We start from the raw sequence: 17,269 nt of genomic DNA on the forward strand, positions 1-17,269 counted from the left end.
CGCCTTCGGCCGCCTAGACCCGCATCGGCATCAGCACATAGAGCGCGCTGGTGTCGGCTACATCCCGCACGATCGTCGGCGAGGAGGAATCGGCAAGCGTGAATTCGGCGCCCTCGCCCTCGATCTGGTGGGCGATGTCCAGCAGGTAGCGTGAGTTGAATCCGATCTCGATGGGCGGGCCGTCGTACTGGATGGCCACCTCCTCCTCGGCGCTGCCGCTTTCCGGGCTGGCGGCCGAGAGGGTCAGGGCGCCGTCGCCCAGGGACAACTTGACCGCCCGGCTCTTCTCGGTGGAGATCGTCGACACGCGGTCAACGGCCGAGGCGAAGATCTTGCAGTCCACCGACATGGTCTTGTCGTTGCCGCTGGGGATCACCCGCTCGTAATCCGGGAAGGTGCCGTCGATCAGCTTCGAGGTCAGCATGGTGTTGCCGAAGGTGAAGCGGATACGGGTGTCGGACAACGCCACCTCGATCCCCTCCTCGACCTCGTCGATCAGCTTGCGCAGCTCGTTCACCGTCTTGCGCGGCACGATCACGCCCGGCATGCCGGGCGCCCCCTCGGGCAGGGGCATCTCGAAGCGCGCCAGGCGGTGGCCGTCGGTGGCCACGGCGCGCAGGACCTGCAGGTCGCCGCTGCTGGCGGCATGCACGTAGATGCCGTTGAGGTAATAGCGCGTCTCCTCGGTGGAGATGGCAAAGCGCGTGCGGTCGATCAGGTTCTTGGCCTCGCCGCCCTGGAGCGTGAAGACATTGGGCAGGTCCGTGGGCCCGATCGCAGGGAAGTCCTCGCGCGGCAGCGTGGAGAGCGCGAAGCTGGAGCGTCCGGCGCGCAGGCGCAGCTGCCCGTCGTCGCCGGCGGCGGCCAGTTCCACCTCGCTGCCGTCGGGCAGCTTGCGCACGATGTCATAGAGCGTATGGGCGGACACCGTGGTGGCGCCGGCCTCCTGCACATTGGCCGTCGTATGCTCGACGATGGTGAGATCCATGTCCGTCGCGGTCAGGCCCAGTCGGCCCTCCTGCGCATCCAGCAGGACGTTGGACAGGATCGGAATGGTGTTCCGCCGTTCGACGACAGACTGGACGTGGGCCAGCGAGCGAAGAAGGGCTGCGCGTTCTATTGTCAGCTTCATAGCGTCTCTGAATGACTAAACCGTTGGGAATACGGACAGAATACCTGGAAAGGACCTGGCTTGGCGCCCGTTTCTGTTCATGGGGTCCGCCCGGGCACGAAAGCGCCCCTTGCGGATTGGCGGCACTATAACACAAAACCCCGATTCCGTAAGGAATTTCCCAGCCTTACTGCAGTGCAAAGCGCACAGGGCCGCCGGTGGTCCCCTCCCCGGGAACGACACATCGCCGGGGGCACGCTCCGGCGGTCGAGAGGGCCTCGACCCGAGGCCCGCAACGGGGCAGGCTGTGCGGCAGGCCCTCGGGGGAGACGCCTTCCCCGAAGGGCCCTGCTCTCACACTCACAAGGAGGTTTCTCATGCTGCTCGAAGGGTCCTGTCACTGCGGCGCGGTAAGCTTCCGCGTCGAGTCCCCGCATCCCTATCCCTACCAGCGCTGCTACTGCTCGATCTGCCGCAAGACCGCCGGCGGCGGCGGTTACGCCATCAACATCGGCGCGCAAGCTGATACGCTGGAAGTCACGGGGGCCGAGCACAAGCGGGTCTACCACGCCCGCATCGACGGCACGCAAAGCCCGGGCGAGCGCCACTTCTGCGGCACCTGCGCCAGTGCGCTCTGGGTCCATGACCCGCGCTGGCCCGAGCTGGTGCATCCCTTCGCATCGGCCATCGACACCAAGCTGCCGGTGCCCCCCGAACGGGTGCACCTGCTGCTGGACAGCAAGGCCGGCTGGGTGGAGCCCGACGTGCGGGAGAACGACAAACGCTTCGATGGCTATCCCGAGGAGAGCCTGGCCGAGTGGCACGAGCGCCGGGGACTGGTGCGCTGAGTGAGGCGACCGGGGCGCGGCCTCAGCCCTCCAGCATGCGACGCAGCATGTCCACGTCCTCGGCGAAGCCGTTGTCAGTGGCCTTCAGCTCCTCGACCTTGCGCACGGCATGCATGACCGTGGTGTGGTCGCGCCCGCCGAACTTGCGCCCGATCTCGGGCAAGGAGCGCGCCGTCATCTGCTTCGAGAGATACATGGCCACCTGGCGCGGCCGGGCCACGGCTCGGGCGCGCCGCGCCGAGGACATGTCCGAGACACGCACGTTGTAGTGCTCGGCCACGCGCTTCTGGATCTCCTCGATGGTCACCCGGCGGTCGCTGGCGCGCAGCAGGTCCGCCAGCAGCTCCTGGGTGGTCTCCAGGGTCACCGGCCGGCCGACCAGCGTGGCATGCGCGACGATGCGGTTCAGCGCCCCTTCCAGCTCACGCACGTTGGACGAAATCTTGTGCGCCAGGAATTCCAGCACCTTGGAGGGAATCGGCGCGCTCAGCTGCTCCGCCTTGGACTGCAGGATGCCAAGGCGCAGCTCGTAGGTGGTGGGATGGATGTCGGCCACCAGGCCCCACCCCAGGCGTGAGCGCATGCGCTCCTCGACTCCCTCCAGGTCGGACGGCGACTTGTCGGCGGAGATGATCAGCTGGCGGTTGTTGTCGACCAGGGTGTTGAAGGTGTGGAAGAACTCCTCCTGGGTGGCCTCACGGCCGCCGATGAACTGCACGTCGTCGATCATCAGCACGTCCACCGAGCGGAACTGCTCCTTGAAGGCCATGGTGTCCTTGGTGCGCAGCGCCCGCACGAACTGGTACATGAACTTCTCGGCCGAGAGATAGATCACCCGCTTCGAGGGCGTGCGCGTGCGGATGTGCCAGGCGATGGCATGCATCAGGTGGGTCTTGCCCAGGCCCACACCGCCATAGAGGAACAGCGGGTTGAAGGGCACGCCGTCGGCCTCGGCCACGCGCTGGGCGGCGGCGTAGGCCAGCTCATTGGGCTTGCCCACCACGAAGTTTTCGAAGGTAAAGCGCGGGTCCAGCGGCGCCGAGATGTCGCGGCAGCGCTCCGCCTCGTCATCGGTCCCGGAGGACGGCATCGAACGCCTGGTCCCGGCCGCGGCCTCTGGCGCCTCGCCACCACCCTGCGCCTCGGCGGCAGGTGCCTCGGCAGCGCGCGGCGCCTTCTCCGGGTTCTGGGGGCGTGCAGGCGGCTGGACGACGATCTCCACATGGCGGACCTGGGGAAACTCCTCCATCCACAGTCCGCGCAGGCGATCGGCATAGTTGCTGCTAACCCAGTCGCGCATAAAGCGCGAGGGCACCGACATCCGCACCACGCCTTCACGCAGGCTGACCAGGGTCAGCGGTTTCAGCCAGCTCTTGAAGGCCGCCTCGCCCACATCGGCACGAAGGCGACCGCGAACGCGCGCCCATTGTTCCGAATAGTCGTCGCCTGCAAGACCGGCCTCATACGCTCCGGTTTCCTCCTGAAACCGTTGCTCCCCCTGTTTTGCCTCCAGACCAGCACTCATGCGCACCTCGTTTCTCCCTGCAGTCGCCTGATGATCAGCACGACCTGTCGCCCCAAATTCAACAAAGGACTCAACACCAATCACAGCGCCGGCAAACACATCCGCATCACCCTTCCTGGGAACTTGCGCATCAGCAGGCGGTTACTAATTTCCCTTTACTTAGAAACATCATAGAAGACATGCGGAATTTCTCTGAAACTACCGCTTCTTCTCTTCAATGACGTTGATCTTTGTCTTCAGGCTTGCAGTTTTTACTATCTGCCTGCTGAATGGATTGGATACTCTACAGGTGCTCTTCGAGCGAGGCAACGAGACCGTTTGCAGAACATTGCCTGCCGGCTGAGACCGCTTCTCAGCGACAGCCAACAAAGCTGTCATATTGCCGAAAGATTTTCGTCATGTTCGCTTGGAAAAAATTTTATCCTTCCACCCGCTTGACAGGCGTGGAGCCGACAGCCCTGCAAGACGGGAATGCCAGGCATGCAAAAAGGTGCCCGCATCCCTGCGAGCACCCTTTTCATGACTCCTGGCTCCGGTGCGTGACCGGAGTGCGGTTTTACGCGATCCGCTTGATCCGCGAGGACAGCCGGGAGATCTTGCGCGCTGCCGAGTTGCGGTGCAGCACGCCCTTGGTCACGCCGCGATGAATCTCGGGCTGGGCCTGCTTGAAGGCCTCGTGGGCAGCCTGCTGGTCACCGCTGCGGATCGCCGTCTCCACACGCTTGATATAGGTGCGGATACGGCTGAGGCGATCTCCGTTGATCTCTGCGCGGCGAGTGTTTCTGCGGATCCGCTTGAGGGCGGACTTGTGATTGGCCATGGATGGACCCGTATCTGCTTGAGTGTTCCTGAGAGGCCGGGGTTATAGCCATCTCTTCCTTGAGCGTCAAGGTGCGAAACACGGCCTTTCTCGAGCGTGGTCTCAGCGGTGCTTCCACTCCGGCTTGCGCTTCTCGATGAAAGCCTGCATGCCCTCGCTGCGGTCCTCTAGGGCGAAGGTGCCGTGGAAGGCCCGGCGCTCGAACAGCACCCCTTCGCTCAGCGTCGTCTCATAGGCACGGTTGACGGCTTCCTTGCAGGTGGCCACCACCGGCCGGGACAGCCCGGCGATCTTCTGGGCCGCCTTCAGGGTTTCCTCCATCAGGTCGTCGGCCGGCACCACCTTGGCCACCAGGCCGGCCTGCAGGGCCGTCTGCGCGTCGATCTTGTCGCCGGTCAGGCACATGTACATGGCCATGGACTTGCCCACCGAGCGGGTCAGGCGCTGGGTGCCGCCGGCGCCCGGGATGATGCCGAGCTGGACTTCCGGCTGGCCGAACTGGGCGGTGTCGGCGGCGATGATCATGTCGCACATCAGGGCGAACTCGCAGCCGCCGCCGAGTGCGAAACCGGCCACCGCAGCGATCACCGGCTTGCGGCAGTGGGTGAGCACCTCCCAGTCGTCGGTGATGAAGTCCTCGCGCTGGACGTCGGCGTAGGACTTCTCCTGCATCTCCTTGATGTCGGCACCGGCGGCAAAGGCCTTCTCGGAGCCGGTCAGCACCATGCAGCCCACGGTGTCGTCGGCCTCGAAGGCCCGCAAGGCATGGCCCACCTCGTCGACCAGGGCCGCATTGAGCGCGTTGTAGGCCTTGGGCCGATCAAGCCGGATGATGCCCACGGCCCCGTCGGTTTCGACCTGGATGTTCTCATAGGCAGCGGCAGTGGCTGACATACGTGTCTCCTTTCTCGGAAAAGGCTTTGCGGTGCAAAATCGGGGTCGATTGAGGCGGCGCCGTCCCGCCCTGTCAAGCCACGAAAGCGGCTCAGCGCTGGTGGCGCGGGCAATAGAAGGTCGAACGCCCGGACTGCACGATGCGCCGGATGGCCGAGGCCTGCCCCGTCGCGCCGCAGATGCCGCAGGGCTGTCCTTCCTTGTCATAGACCGCCCACTGGTGCTGGAAATAGCCCAGTTCGCCACTGCTCTGGACGTAGTCGCGCAATGAGCTGCCCCCCGCCTCGATAGCCCTCAGCAGGACGCTGCGCACCGCCTGTGCCAGGCGCTCGGCGCGCTGTCCCTGGACGCTGCTGGCCTGGCGCCGGGGCGAGATGCGCGCGGCGTAGAGCGCCTCCGAGACGTAGATGTTGCCCAGACCCGCCACCACACGCTGGTCCAACAGCGCCGCCTTGATCGGCGTGCGCCGCCCCTTCAGCGCCGCTGCCAGCGCCGGCCCGTTGAAGGCATTGCCCAGCGGCTCGGGCCCCAGCCCGGCCAGCAGCCGGTGCGCCTCCAGCGCCTCGGCCGGCACCAGGTCCATGATGCCGAACCGGCGTGCGTCGTTGAAGCGCAGCTGCACGCCGGCATCGGTCTCCAGGATCACGTGATCGTGCGGAGCGAAAGGCAGGTCGGGATCGGCCACCAGCGTCATGCGCCCGGACATGCCCAGATGACACAGCAGCACCTCGCCGCCGCGGGTGTGCGCCAGCAGGTACTTGGCCCGCCGCGCCAGGTGCTCGATGGTCTGCCCCTCAAGGCGGGCCGCGAAGTTCTCGGGCAGCGGATAGCGCAGGTCCGGGCGCCTCTGGATGACGCGCACCAGCCGCCGCCCTTCCAGGGCGGTCAGCAGGCCGCGGCGTACCGTTTCCACCTCGGGAAGCTCGGGCATGGATCCTCGACGACATGACAGAAAGTTGAATTCGGACCGTAGCCTAATAGGCCTACAAAGGCTATGTTCCGCAGCATGTCATCACGATCGCCTGAACCCCCACCCCCGGACGACACTCATTTCGGGTTCCGCAGCGTCAGCGAGAGCGAGAAGACGCCGCTGGTCCGTGGTGTCTTCCGCAGCGTGGCGAGCCGCTATGACGTGATGAACGACCTGATGTCGGGCGGCATCCACCGGCTGTGGAAGGACGCCATGGTCGACTGGCTGCGCCCGCGGCCCGGATGGCAGGTGCTGGACGTGGCCGGCGGCACGGGGGACGTCTCCTTCCGCATCCAGGACCGCCTCGACGGCCAGGGCGAAATGTATCTCTGCGACCTGACCTGGGACATGCTCTCGGTCGGCCGCGACCGCGCCATCGACCAGGGACGCCTGCACGGCCTGCACTGGATCTGCGGCAATGCCGAGACCCTGCCCCTGCCCGATCGCTCCATGGACGCCTACACCATCGCCTTCGGGCTGAGGAACGTCACCCGCATGGACCAGGCGCTGGCCGAGGCCCGGCGCGTCCTGAAACCCGGCGGGCGCTTCCTCTGCCTGGAATTCAGCCAGGTGGTCCTGCCCCTGCTGGACCGGCTCTACGACCTCTATTCCTTCCGCCTGTTGCCGGCCCTGGGCGGCATGGTTGCCGGCGACCGCGAGTCCTACCAGTATCTGGTGGAATCCATCCGCCGCTTTCCCTCCCAGGAGGATCTGGTCCAGCGCATCGCCGCCAATGGCCTGGAACAGGTGCACTATCGCAACCTGTCGGGGGGAATCGCGGCCCTGCACTCGGCCTGGCGCCTGTAACGGCACGACGGATCCATGCGCACGCTCCTGTCCTTTCCCTTTCGCCTGCTGCATATCCTGCGCGTCCTGACCCGGCACGACGCGCTGGCCGTGGCCGACGCCATGGGGGTGTATCCCGCCCTGGTCAAACCGCTGCGCCGCTTCAGCCGGCGCAAGGCGGAAGGCCGGCCCGGCCAGAAACTCGCGCGAGCGCTGGGCGAACTGGGCCCCAGCTTCATCAAGATGGGCCAGTTCCTGGCCACTCGGGCCGACCTGGTGGGCGAGGACGTGGCCGGCGACCTGGCGGAGCTGCAGGACCGCCTGCCGCCCTTTTCCTTCGAGGAAGCGCGCGACCTGATCGAGGACGAACTGGGACAGCCGCTGGAGGAGCTCTTCGAGGTCTTCGACAGGACACCGATCTCCGCCGCCTCGATCGCCCAGGTGCATTTCGCCGTGACCCGTCCCAGCGACGAGGAGGTCTCCGCCTCCCAGGAGGACCCGCAGGACTTTCTCGCCGAGGACGCGCCCGAGGCCCCCGCCGCCGGCCGGGAAGTCGCGGTCAAGATCCTGCGCCCGGGCATCGAGCACGCCTTCGAACGCGACCTGCAGCTGTTCTACCTGATGGCCAGGATGATCGAACGCAGCCAGCCGCCGCTCAGGCGCTTCCGGCCGGTGGCCGTGGTGGAGCTGTTCGAGAATACCGTGCGCTTGGAGATGGATTTCCGGATGGAGGCCGCCGCGGCCTCCGAGCTGGCCGACAACTTCGCCGACGACCCCGACTACGAGGTTCCGGCCATCGACTGGGAGCGCACGGCCCAGCGTGTGCTGACGCAGACACGGCTGACCGGTATCCGCCTGGACAACCGCAATGCCCTGATCGAGGCCGGCCATGACCTGACCGAGGTCCTGCGCAAGGCCTCGGCGATCTTCTTCAACCAGGTCTTCCGCGACGGCTTCTTCCACGGCGACCAGCATCCGGGCAACATGTTCGTCACCGAACGCGGCACCATCGCCGCCGTCGACTTCGGCATCATGGGACGGCTGGACCGCAAGACCCGCTACTTCCTGGCCGACATGCTGCTGGCCACGCTGGCGCGCGACTACCGGCGCCTGGCCGAGGTCCAGATGGAGGCGGGCTACCTGCCGTCCGACCAGGCGGTGGACACCTACGCCCAGGCCCTGCGTGCGGTCTGCGAACCGATCTTCGGGCGACCGCTGAACCGCATCTCCTTCGCCCGCCTGCTGGGCCAGCTCTTCAAGCTGACGGAGACCTTCAACCTCTCGGTCCAGCCCCAGCTCGTCCTGCTGCAGAAGAACATGCTGATGGCCGAGGGGGTCAGCCGGCGCCTGGATCCCTCGCTCAACATCTGGATCCTGGCCGAACCGCTGATCATCCGCTGGATGCAGGAAAACCGCGGCCTGAAGGCCAGGCTCCAGCACTCGGGCGAGACCATGGCCGGCGCACTGGAACGGCTGCCCGAGACCCTGCTGTCCGTCGAGCGCACCCTGAACGACCTGTCCGAGAACGGATTGCGCCTGAACACCGGGACAGCCGGCAGGTTCCCCCGGCACAACGGAGCCGGGCGCTGGGCCCTGCCCGTCGGCGGCCTGGCGCTGCTGCTGGCCGTCCTGGCCCTGCTGATTCATTGAATTCCGCTTGAAATCCCCCACACAGACCTGAAATTTCAGACGTGACCTCACCACGCGACATACTCAAGCCCGTGCTGGTTCCGATCCATTCGGCCGGCTATCCCTTCATTGCGGCCTTTGCGGTCGTGACCCTGCTTCTCACCTGGCTCTGGCCGCCGCTCCTGGTGCCAGGCGGACTGTTGACCGGGTGGTGCGTCTTCTTCTTCCGCGACCCGCACCGCGTGACGCCGCAGCGTGAAGGCCTAGTCATCTCGCCGGCCGACGGCATCGTCCTGCCCCATGCGCAGGCAGCACCGCCCCCGGAACTGGGACTGGACGAGGCACCGCGCACGCGCATCAGCATCTTCATGAATGTCTTCGACGTGCATGTGAACCGCAGCCCGGTCAGCGGGCGGGTCCGCCATATCGCCTATCACAAGGGACGCTTTCTCAATGCGTCCCTGGACAAGGCCAGCCAGCACAACGAGCGCAATGCGCTTTGCCTCGAACTGCCTGACGGCCGCGAGATCGTGGTGGTCCAGATCGCGGGGCTCGTGGCGCGGCGAATCTTGTGCGACCTGCGCGAAGGGCATAGCCTGACCCAGGGCGAACGCTTCGGCATGATCCGTTTCGGCAGCCGCCTGGACATCTACCTGCCCGAAGGCACGGCCCCGCTGGTAACTCCCGGCCAGCGCATGATCGCGGGCGAAAGCGTGCTGGCCGATCTGCTGCCGCAGCACTACAGCCAGGAGGCACGCGAAGGACGCCCCGGAAAGAGTCTTTGATGCTGAAACGCCGTCGCAGGAACCGCCGCAAGCAACGCAATCCCCAGGGCGCTTCCCTCGGACGTCTGGTCCCCAACGCCCTGACCGTGGCGGCCCTCTCCTCGGGCCTGACCGCCGTGCGCTTCGCCTACGAGGGCAGCTGGAACGCAGCCATCGTCGCCATCCTGGTGGCCGCCATCCTGGACGGTCTGGACGGGCGCATGGCCCGCCTGCTGCGCGCCACCAGCACTTTCGGGGCCGAACTGGATTCGCTCTCCGACGTCATCGCCTTCGGCGTGGCGCCGGCCATGATCCTCTATTTCTGGGCGCTGGACGGGCCGGGCAGTGCGGCCTGGGTGGTGGCGCTGTTCTACGTCGTCTGCGTGGCCCTGCGGCTGGCGCGCTACAACACCGACCAGGACAAGCCCAGCTACGCCTACAACTACTTCACAGGCGTGCCCTCGCCCGCCGGGGCCATCGTCGTTCTCCTGCCCCTGGTGCTCAGCCGAGAGGTCGGCAGCGAGCTGGTGAGCGAGCCTCTCTTCGTCACCGGCTGGATGACGCTGATCGGCATCCTGATGGTTACCCGCATTCCCACCTTCGCGGTGCGCAGCCAGCAAATCCCGAACCGCTACGTGCTGCCGCTGCTGGCTGCCGTCGGCCTGCTGACCGCCGGCTTGGCCGAGCTGCCCTGGTGGACCATCACCTTGGGCAGCGTCATCTACCTGGCCAGCATTCCCCTGGCCTATTGGGCCTACAAGCGCCTGGAAGCCAAGGTGGCCCTGGCGGAAGAGGAAGGCCTTGACGACGAGTCTTCAACGAACGACCCCGCCGGCAACGGGGCCAGCGATCCCGTCCCGCTGCACAAGCGCAAGTAAATCCAGGGCGGGCAGCCGCTTCCTGTCAGCACATGAAAAAAGGCCCGGGTGCGATGCACCCGGGCCTCTCTGCGCTTGCACCTATACGCGAGGTTATTCGCGCATGATCCCCAGGATGCTGAGGATGTAGATGAACAGGGTCACGAAGGAGCCGTAGAGCATGAAGGCCCCGAAGATGGCCTTGCGCATGGTGATGTCGGCACCATCGCTCTCCTGGTACATGTTCTTGATCATCTGGGTCTCGTAGGCGGTCAGGCCTGCGAAGACCAGAACCACGATCACCGAGAGCACCAGCTGGAACATGCCGCTCTGGATGAAGAAGGCATTGACCAGCAGGGCGATCAGCAGGCCGATGGTCGCCATGGCCAGGAACGCCCCGATCGGGCCCAGGTTGCGCTTCGTGGTGTAGCCATAGAGGCTGAGACCCGCGAAGGCACCGGACGTGATGAAGAAGGCCCGGGCGATCATCATGGGATCAATGGCCGCGTAGGCCGCCATCATCGGTCCGAGCAAGGCTCCCCAGAGCGCCGCGTAGACCCAGAAACAGGCCTGGGCCGCCCCGATGGACTTGGACATCATGATCTTCGGCGCGAAGAAGCCGAGTCCCAGGATGCCGATGAAGAACAGCCAGAACGAGGATGCCACGGCCTGAACCAGGGCCGGGTTCATGGCAACGATCATCGAGATCGCGCCAGTGAAGGCAATCCCCAGGCACATGTAGTTGTAGACGCGCAGCATGTACTGCCGCAGGCCGGCATCAATCTGCTCCGCCGTCTGCGTCCGGCTCTGCGCGCCGGTCATGTAATTGCGATCTGGACCGAGGGCCATCTCACTCCTCTCTTTCGAAAAACGGTGTCTGACTGCATTAGATATGAGGCATTCCTTGTTCCAAATCAATCGAATCCGGATGCGTGGAAACCTCGAATGCCGCTTTTTCTCAACTTATCGCATGTCTCACACGCGATCCAACACCCCCGGCCGCGACAGGAATACGATAGAGGCTGGATATCCTTGCACTTTTCCTGCTGCCCCGCAGGCAGTCAGACAGTGACAAAGCGGTTTCAAGAAAACAATAGTTACCCGCAGCGGACTCGACCATAAGCGAAGAAAGGAAGACATCATGGATCTGAAACTGCAGGGCCACAGGGCTCTTGTCACCGGCGCAAGTTCCGGAATCGGGGCGGGAATCGCCAGGGTGCTCGCCGAGGAGGGTGCGCGTCTGGTCATGACCGCCACCAACCGGCAGCGCCTAGAAGGCGTGGCCCAGGAGATCGTTGCCGCCGGCCACGCGGACCCTGTCCTCCTGACCGCCGATATCACCGACGCTCAGGCCGTGAATGAGCTGGCCGAACAGGCGCGCAGCGCCCTGGGTGGAATCGACATCCTGGTGAACGCCGCCGGCAGTTCCCGGCCCACGGACACACAGGCCGACGATGCCTTCTGGGAGGAAGCCATCGAGCTGAACTTCTCCTCGGCCCGGCGCCTGACGCAGGCCCTGCTGCCCGACATGCGCACGCGCAAATGGGGCCGCATCATCAACATCAGCGGCACCATGGAGCCGCGCAGCATCAATGCCGCGAGCGCCGCGAAGGCCGCCCTTCATGTCTGGGCCAAAGGGCTGTCCTGCGACGTCGCCGCCGAGGGCATCACCGTGAACTGTGTCGCCCCGGGACGCATCAACAGCGCCCAGATCCTGAACCGGCTGCATCCCACCGAGGAGAATCGCCAGGACTTCATCGCCCGCAACATCCCCGCCGGCACCTTCGGCGAACCCGAGGACATGGGCTACATGACGGCCTTCCTCGCCTCGCCGCTGGCCTGGTACATCACGGGCGCGGTCATCCCCGTGGACGGGGGCATGCACTACTTCGCGCACTGATCGGCAAGGCCTGGCACAGCGGGCGGCTCAGTAGGGCCGCCCGTCCTTGTGCGTGAACTGCCATTGACCGTCCGGGCCAAGCACAGCCTGCAGGTCGTCCTGGGGATAGCTCACCGCATCCCCGCTGCTGCGGTCGCCCACCTCCAAGTAGAGCACATCCGCGTCACTGCGGTTGACCAGGTGGTGGGCGACGCCACCGGCGGGGAACCCTGCACACATGCCGGAAGACAGCGTGATCTCCTCGTCCTCGGTGATCAGCGTCGGCGCACCCTCCAGGATATAGATGAACTCGTCCTGGCGGCTGTGGCGGTGCAGCAGGGCCGATTCGCCGCCGGGCTCCAGGCGCGTCAGGTTCACCCCGAAGCTGGTCAGGCCGAAGGGTGTGCCCAGAGGCCGCTTCTCCCGCTTCGCCATGCGGCTGAAGAAGGGTTCGGGATAGTTTGAGGGTTTGCTGCGTTTTTCGGCCTCCCCGGCCTTGAGGGCGCGCGGGGCCGGATCGCCTGCCTCGTTCATGGCCTTGCTCCTTTCGCAAGCATGCAAGCAGAGCGATCCGGTTGTGTCGAGATCCACCGCAAGGCCCTCTCGACCTCAAAATCCCCGCTACAGCTTCTCGACGTCAGGAGGTGCGCCGACTTTCACGTTCGACACTTCCTCGCTCATCAGACCGCGCGCCAGGGCGAAGATCATGGCAAAGACCAATACGAAGATCGGAAGGCCGATCACCGTAATGACCTGCTGCAAGGCTTCCAGGCCGACGGAGCCGGCCAGAACGATCAGCATGGCGGCCACCGCGCCTTCGGCCACGCCCCAGAACACCCGCTGGCGCACCGGCCCCGAGTCGGCGTCTCCGGTACACAGCATATCGACGACCAGCGAGGCGGAATCCGAGGATGTGGCGAAGAATATGGCCACGATGACGACGGCCAGGCCCTGGATCAGGGTTGTCGCCGGGAAATGCTCGAAGAAGGCGAACATGGCCAGAGGCACACTTTCCGCGACCGCGGCGGAAAGTTGGCCGGCCTGGTCTCCCAGAGCCTCGCGGGCAACCGGACCGATGCCGTCGATCTCCATGGCCGACCACCCGAAGATGGCAAACCAGACCAGGGTGAAGAGCGAGGGGGCGAAGAGCACGCCCAGGACAAATTCCCGGATCGTGCGCCCCTTGGAGATGCGGGCGACGAAGATGCCGATGAAGGGCGACCAGGTGACGGTCCAGGTCCAGTAGAAGACTGTCCAGCTGCCCTGCCAGCCCCAGCGACCATCCTCCTGGGTGTACTGGGCAAGCGTGTCGTTCCAGAACGCCATGGGTACGATGTTCGATATGTAGATTCCCAGCGTTTCGACGATGCCCCGCAGCAGGAACACGGTCGAGCCGGCCAGCAGCACGAAGATCATGAGGGCCGTCGCCATGCCGATATTGATGTTGGACAGCAGCTTCACGCCGCTGTCGAGCCCGGCGACGATCGAAGCGACCGCGACAGCGGTCAACACAGCGATGATGATCACCTTGGTGGTGACACTGTCGGACACGCCCGTCAGTTCCGTCAGCCCTGCATTGATCTGGGAGGTTCCGAGGCCGATCGATACGGCGACCCCGAACAGAGTGCCCAGGACGGCGAAGATGTCGATGGTCTTGCCTATGGGACCGTAGATCCTGTCGTGCAGCAGCGGGTAGAAAACGGAACTCACACGCACCGGCAGGTTATAGCGATAGATGAAATAGGCGAACGCCAGGCCGGGCAACGTGAATATGGTCCAGGTATGCAGCCCGAGATGATAGAGTGAGAAACCCATGGCATCTCGCGCGGCCTCCACGGTATGGGGTTCCACGTCGGGCCGCGGCGGATTGGAAAAGTGGAAGACCGGCTCTGCCACGCCCCAGAACATCAGGACAGTGCCAATACCGCCGGCGAAAAGCATCGTGAACCAGGACAGGTTCCCGTACGCCGGCCTGGCGTCCTCCCCACCCAGGCGTATGTTGCCGTAGCGGCTGATTGCCACCCACAGCAGGAAGAACAGCCAGACATTCACCCCGAAGATGAAAAACCAGCCCAGGTTGGTGACGATCCACTCGCGCCCTGCAGTAAAGGCATCCCGGATGGACTCCGGCATGATGACCAGGGCCAGCAGGAAGACGATCATGGCAGCGGCGGACGTAAAGAAGATGGTTGGCTCGGTACGCAGCCCGAGACGTTTTGCGAGTTCGTCCATATCAGCATTCCCCCTGTTCTTGGTTATGCCTCAGGCCTGCAAACTTGCTTTATCGGGCGCGTATTATCTTCTTCGCGCGACGATACGGTCCTCTCTTTTCCTTGGCCCAGCCCAGCTTCCGTGAAGTGGGCAAGTATTCTTGCTCTAAGGTTGCACGTCCTCGTCAGCATGCGCTGTCTTGGCGCTTCATTGCAACCAATCTTTGAATAAACCGAATCTCAAATCCAATAATTGCCACAAGAAACCCGGCAAAACGAAAGTTTCCGGCATAGGAAGAAAAGCTCAAAAGCGCGTCCTGTCCGAGCGAAGGAGGCTTTTACGCAATGAGTCTTGGGTGATGCCCAGGAGCATGGGGGCAGGACTTGCCTTCCGAAGCACTCCCATAGATGGAACGGAGGCCGAATCAGTCGTTGCGCATCAGCGGCGCAGCCTTCTGGGACAGCGCCCGCCAGGTGCCCACAAACCCGAAGACCAGGGTGACCGCCACGGCGGCTACCACGGTGATCGCGGCCTGCCACGGCAGGAAGTGGAATTCTCCCCGCATGACGAAGACCAGCACGGCCCAGGCGCCCAGCGTCCCGAAGACCACCGCTACCAGCGCGGCGCTGGCGCCCAGCAAACTGAACTCCATCAGGTAGGCACGCGCCACATCCCTGCGGGTGGCGCCCAGCACCTTGAGCACGACGGAATCGTAGATCCGCCGCTGCTGCCCCGCGGCGACGGCCCCGGCCAGCACCAGCAAGCCCGCCAGCAGGGTGACCGAACCTGTGGCCGTCACGGCGGCGGCGGCGTTGCGCAGGATTTCGGCGACGCTGCCCAGGGCCTCCTTGACCCGAATGGGCGAGACATTGGGAAAGCGGTCGGTGACCATGCGCTCCAGGGCCAGCTCCTGCTCCGGATCCAGGCGCACCGTGGCGATGTGGGACTGGGGCGCGGACTCCAGCATGCCGGGCGAGAATATCATGACGAAGTTGATGCTAAGCTCGGCCCAGTCGATCTCGCGCAGGTTGGCGATCTCGACCTCGATGTTGCGCCCCAGCACGTTGATCGTCATCTCGTCGCCCGGGCCGATGTCCAACAGCTCGCCCACTTCGTTGTCCAGCGAGACCAGGGGCGGGCCGTCGTAGTCGGCGGGCCACCACTCGCCCTCGGTGACGGTGGTGTTCTCCGGCGGTTCCGCCGTCCAGGTCAGGCCGCGGTCGCCGCGGAAGACCCAGCGGATGTCCTCGGGAATGTCCATGTCTTCCGGGGCAACCCCGTTCACCTCCGAAATACGGCCGCGCAGCATGGGGACGTGATTGACTTCCTCCACCCCTTCGAAATTCCGCACGTCCTCGACAAACGAGTCGATCTGGTCCGCCTGGATATCGATGAAATAGAAGCCCGGTGCCTCTTCGGGCATGTCCTCCAGCACCTGGCGCTTCAGGTTGCCCTCGACCAGGGCAATGGCCACCAGAACCGTGAGCCCGAGCCCCAGGGATGTGATGACACTGCCCGTGGCCGCCCCGGGCCGATAGAGATTGGCAACGGCAAGCCGCAGGCCGGGACGGCGGCTGCGCGGCAGCTTGCGCGCCAGGAACGCTATGCCGGTCGCGGTCACGCGAAAGGCCAGAAGCGCGCCGATGGCCCCGCCCACGAAGCCAAGCGCAACCTGGCCGCCATCGGTTCCCACAACGGCGATGGCAATCAGGGCCAGAGCGAACACCAGGATCGCCGCGCCGACCGCCGGCGAGGGTCGCGCCGTCGTCCGCGACACCAGCCCGCGGAACAGGGCGGCTGCGGGGATCTTCTGGGCCTGCGACAGCGGCCACAGCGAGAAAACCAGGGTGGTCAGGATGCCGAAGGCCGTGGCCAGCAACAGGGGATAGGGATAGACGCCGGTCGCGATGGGATAGTTCAGGCGTTCGGCTAGGATGGGACCGAAGACCAGCGGCGTCATCGCTCCGATCAGCAGGCCGCCGACGATTCCCGCAAGGGCCAGGACCAGGATCTGGATCAGGTAGGTCATGAAGACCAGGCGCGCCGGCGCGCCCAGGCATTTCATCGTGGCGATGGTGCTCTGCCGGCTCTGCAGGAAGGCGCGCACGGCATTGGCGATCCCGACGCCGCCCACCAGCAGGGACGTGAGGCCGACCAATGTCATGAAGATCGTGATCTGGTGCACGAAGCGGTCCAGCCCGGGTGCGGCATTGCTCAGGTCGCTGACCCGCCAGCCGGCATCGGGAAAAGCCTCGTTCAGCCGGCCTTTCCAGCCCTCCAGGCTCTCGCCCTCCGGCAGGTCCAGTCGATAGTGGTGATAGATCAGGCTGCCGGGCTGGGCCAGCCCGGTCTGGGCAAGTCCCGCCTGCGAGATCATCACCCGGGGGCCCAGAGTGAAGGCACGCGTGGTGCGGTCGGGCTCGCGGGTGATGACACCGCGAATCTCGAACCGACCCTGGCCCAGTTCGATCTCGTCCCCCACCTCCAGCTCGAGGCGATCGAGCACACCGCGATCGACCAGGGTCCCGTACAGGCCCTCCTCTTCCGCGAGCTGGCTTGCCGGCTCACCCGCCGGCTCCGTCTGCAGTGCCCCATAGAGCGGATAGCTCGAATCCACGGCCTTCAGTTCGGCCAGACGACGCAAATCCGAACTTTCGGCGTTGCGAACCATGGCCCGCATCTCGGTGGTGTGGGAAAAGCGCGCGCTGTTGTCGCGCAACCAGCTTTCCTCCTCTTCCGTTGCGGCGCGATGGATCAGGCGCAGTTCCACCTCGCCGCCCATCAGGGTGCGCCCGTTGCGCTCCAGCCCTGTCATCAGGGCTTGCGACAGGGACTGCACGCCGGCAATGGCCGCCACACCCAGAACCAGGCAGGCCAGGAAGATGCGGAAGCCCTTGAGGCCGCCGCGCATCTCCCGCCGCGCCAGGCGGGCGGCCAGGGACAGTGAAGCCCGCATGCCGTTGGACTCTGTATCC

General features: G+C 65.2%; 15 protein-coding genes. 6 read left to right on the plus strand and 9 right to left on the minus strand.

Annotated features, from left to right (window positions below; genetic code table 11):
* Positions 1-13: 13 nt before the first annotated feature.
* Positions 14-1,132 carry a DNA polymerase III subunit beta gene (gene dnaN / locus ACFOW6_RS00845; protein ID WP_382420179.1) on the minus strand — a complete coding sequence of 373 codons (1,119 nt, stop codon included), beginning with the start codon at positions 1,130-1,132 and terminating at the stop codon, positions 14-16.
* A 356-nt stretch (positions 1,133-1,488) separates the two neighbouring features.
* Here dnaN and ACFOW6_RS00850 point away from each other — a divergent pair, with 356 nt between their 5' ends.
* Complete coding sequence (locus ACFOW6_RS00850) at positions 1,489-1,959, plus strand: GFA family protein (RefSeq protein ID WP_382420181.1); 471 nt, start codon at positions 1,489-1,491, stop codon at positions 1,957-1,959.
* A gap of 22 nt (positions 1,960-1,981) precedes the next feature.
* Here the strand turns inward: ACFOW6_RS00850 and dnaA are convergent, their stop codons facing one another.
* The 4 genes from dnaA to mutM all read right to left on the minus strand — a co-directional run bounded on the left by dnaA (position 1,982) and on the right by mutM (position 6,129).
* Positions 1,982-3,484, minus strand: a complete 1,503-nt coding sequence (dnaA, locus tag ACFOW6_RS00855) for a chromosomal replication initiator protein DnaA (RefSeq protein WP_382420183.1) — start codon at positions 3,482-3,484, stop codon at positions 1,982-1,984.
* Positions 3,485-4,040: 556 nt separating this feature from the next.
* Complete coding sequence (gene rpsT, locus ACFOW6_RS00860) at positions 4,041-4,304, minus strand: 30S ribosomal protein S20 (protein ID WP_382420185.1); 264 nt, start codon at positions 4,302-4,304, stop codon at positions 4,041-4,043.
* Positions 4,305-4,406: 102 nt separating this feature from the next.
* Positions 4,407-5,198: an enoyl-CoA hydratase gene (locus tag ACFOW6_RS00865; RefSeq protein WP_382420187.1), complete on the minus strand. Its 792-nt coding sequence runs from the start codon at positions 5,196-5,198 to the stop codon at positions 4,407-4,409.
* 91 nt (positions 5,199-5,289) lie between these two features.
* Complete coding sequence (gene mutM / locus ACFOW6_RS00870; protein ID WP_382420189.1) at positions 5,290-6,129, minus strand: bifunctional DNA-formamidopyrimidine glycosylase/DNA-(apurinic or apyrimidinic site) lyase; 840 nt, start codon at positions 6,127-6,129, stop codon at positions 5,290-5,292.
* A gap of 75 nt (positions 6,130-6,204) precedes the next feature.
* Here mutM and ubiE point away from each other — a divergent pair, with 75 nt between their 5' ends.
* The 4 genes from ubiE to pssA are packed head-to-tail and all read left to right on the plus strand — an operon-like array spanning position 6,205 to position 10,225.
* Positions 6,205-6,975: a bifunctional demethylmenaquinone methyltransferase/2-methoxy-6-polyprenyl-1,4-benzoquinol methylase UbiE gene (gene ubiE / locus ACFOW6_RS00875; RefSeq protein WP_382420191.1), complete on the plus strand. Its 771-nt coding sequence runs from the start codon at positions 6,205-6,207 to the stop codon at positions 6,973-6,975.
* A 15-nt stretch (positions 6,976-6,990) separates the two neighbouring features.
* A complete protein-coding gene (locus ACFOW6_RS00880) occupies positions 6,991-8,604 on the plus strand; it encodes an AarF/UbiB family protein (protein ID WP_382420193.1) in 1,614 nt (537 codons plus the stop codon).
* A 41-nt stretch (positions 8,605-8,645) separates the two neighbouring features.
* Entirely contained in the window at positions 8,646-9,368 is a 723-nt protein-coding gene (locus ACFOW6_RS00885; RefSeq protein WP_382420195.1) for a phosphatidylserine decarboxylase, read from the plus strand.
* Positions 9,368-10,225 (plus strand): CDP-diacylglycerol--serine O-phosphatidyltransferase, encoded by an 858-nt coding sequence (gene pssA / locus ACFOW6_RS00890; RefSeq protein ID WP_382420197.1) that lies wholly within the window; start codon positions 9,368-9,370, stop codon positions 10,223-10,225. The genes ACFOW6_RS00885 and pssA overlap by 1 nt, the downstream gene beginning before the upstream one ends.
* A gap of 93 nt (positions 10,226-10,318) precedes the next feature.
* Here the strand turns inward: pssA and ACFOW6_RS00895 are convergent, their stop codons facing one another.
* Positions 10,319-11,053, minus strand: a complete 735-nt coding sequence (locus ACFOW6_RS00895) for a Bax inhibitor-1/YccA family protein (RefSeq protein ID WP_382420199.1) — start codon at positions 11,051-11,053, stop codon at positions 10,319-10,321.
* 292 nt (positions 11,054-11,345) lie between these two features.
* On the opposite strand from ACFOW6_RS00895, the gene ACFOW6_RS00900 reads away from it, so the two are divergent.
* A complete protein-coding gene (locus tag ACFOW6_RS00900; RefSeq protein WP_382420201.1) occupies positions 11,346-12,104 on the plus strand; it encodes an SDR family NAD(P)-dependent oxidoreductase in 759 nt (252 codons plus the stop codon).
* A gap of 27 nt (positions 12,105-12,131) precedes the next feature.
* On the opposite strand, the gene ACFOW6_RS00905 is transcribed toward ACFOW6_RS00900, so the two are convergent.
* The 3 genes from ACFOW6_RS00905 to ACFOW6_RS00915 form a co-directional block, all read right to left on the minus strand.
* Complete coding sequence (locus tag ACFOW6_RS00905) at positions 12,132-12,617, minus strand: cupin domain-containing protein (protein WP_382420203.1); 486 nt, start codon at positions 12,615-12,617, stop codon at positions 12,132-12,134.
* A gap of 87 nt (positions 12,618-12,704) precedes the next feature.
* Positions 12,705-14,315 carry a BCCT family transporter gene (locus tag ACFOW6_RS00910; RefSeq protein WP_382420205.1) on the minus strand — a complete coding sequence of 537 codons (1,611 nt, stop codon included), beginning with the start codon at positions 14,313-14,315 and terminating at the stop codon, positions 12,705-12,707.
* Positions 14,316-14,718: 403 nt separating this feature from the next.
* Complete coding sequence (locus tag ACFOW6_RS00915; protein WP_382420207.1) at positions 14,719-17,250, minus strand: ABC transporter permease; 2,532 nt, start codon at positions 17,248-17,250, stop codon at positions 14,719-14,721.
* Between the last annotated feature and the right edge of the window lie 19 nt (positions 17,251-17,269).

Origin of the sequence: Fodinicurvata halophila, from assembly GCF_042651425.1 — a bacterium.
GTDB lineage: Bacteria > Pseudomonadota > Alphaproteobacteria > Kiloniellales > DSM-21159 > Fodinicurvata > Fodinicurvata halophila.

What these genes read in the sequence shown, in the direction of transcription:
- ACFOW6_RS00850 (WP_382420181.1), top strand. Translation starts at nt 1,489, where the DNA reads ATGCTGCTCGAAGGGTCCTGTCACTGCGGCGCGGTAAGCTTCCGCGTC.
- ACFOW6_RS00900 (WP_382420201.1), top strand. Translation starts at nt 11,346, where the DNA reads ATGGATCTGAAACTGCAGGGCCACAGGGCTCTTGTCACCGGCGCAAGT.
- mutM (WP_382420189.1), bottom strand. Translation starts at nt 6,129, where the DNA reads ATGCCCGAGCTTCCCGAGGTGGAAACGGTACGCCGCGGCCTGCTGACC.
- ubiE (WP_382420191.1), top strand. Translation starts at nt 6,205, where the DNA reads ATGTCATCACGATCGCCTGAACCCCCACCCCCGGACGACACTCATTTC.
- ACFOW6_RS00910 (WP_382420205.1), bottom strand. Translation starts at nt 14,315, where the DNA reads ATGGACGAACTCGCAAAACGTCTCGGGCTGCGTACCGAGCCAACCATC.
- dnaA (WP_382420183.1), bottom strand. Translation starts at nt 3,484, where the DNA reads ATGAGTGCTGGTCTGGAGGCAAAACAGGGGGAGCAACGGTTTCAGGAG.
- ACFOW6_RS00865 (WP_382420187.1), bottom strand. Translation starts at nt 5,198, where the DNA reads ATGTCAGCCACTGCCGCTGCCTATGAGAACATCCAGGTCGAAACCGAC.
- ACFOW6_RS00915 (WP_382420207.1), bottom strand. Translation starts at nt 17,250, where the DNA reads ATGCGGGCTTCACTGTCCCTGGCCGCCCGCCTGGCGCGGCGGGAGATG.
- ACFOW6_RS00880 (WP_382420193.1), top strand. Translation starts at nt 6,991, where the DNA reads ATGCGCACGCTCCTGTCCTTTCCCTTTCGCCTGCTGCATATCCTGCGC.
- pssA (WP_382420197.1), top strand. Translation starts at nt 9,368, where the DNA reads ATGCTGAAACGCCGTCGCAGGAACCGCCGCAAGCAACGCAATCCCCAG.
- ACFOW6_RS00895 (WP_382420199.1), bottom strand. Translation starts at nt 11,053, where the DNA reads ATGGCCCTCGGTCCAGATCGCAATTACATGACCGGCGCGCAGAGCCGG.
- ACFOW6_RS00905 (WP_382420203.1), bottom strand. Translation starts at nt 12,617, where the DNA reads ATGAACGAGGCAGGCGATCCGGCCCCGCGCGCCCTCAAGGCCGGGGAG.
- rpsT (WP_382420185.1), bottom strand. Translation starts at nt 4,304, where the DNA reads ATGGCCAATCACAAGTCCGCCCTCAAGCGGATCCGCAGAAACACTCGC.
- dnaN (WP_382420179.1), bottom strand. Translation starts at nt 1,132, where the DNA reads ATGAAGCTGACAATAGAACGCGCAGCCCTTCTTCGCTCGCTGGCCCAC.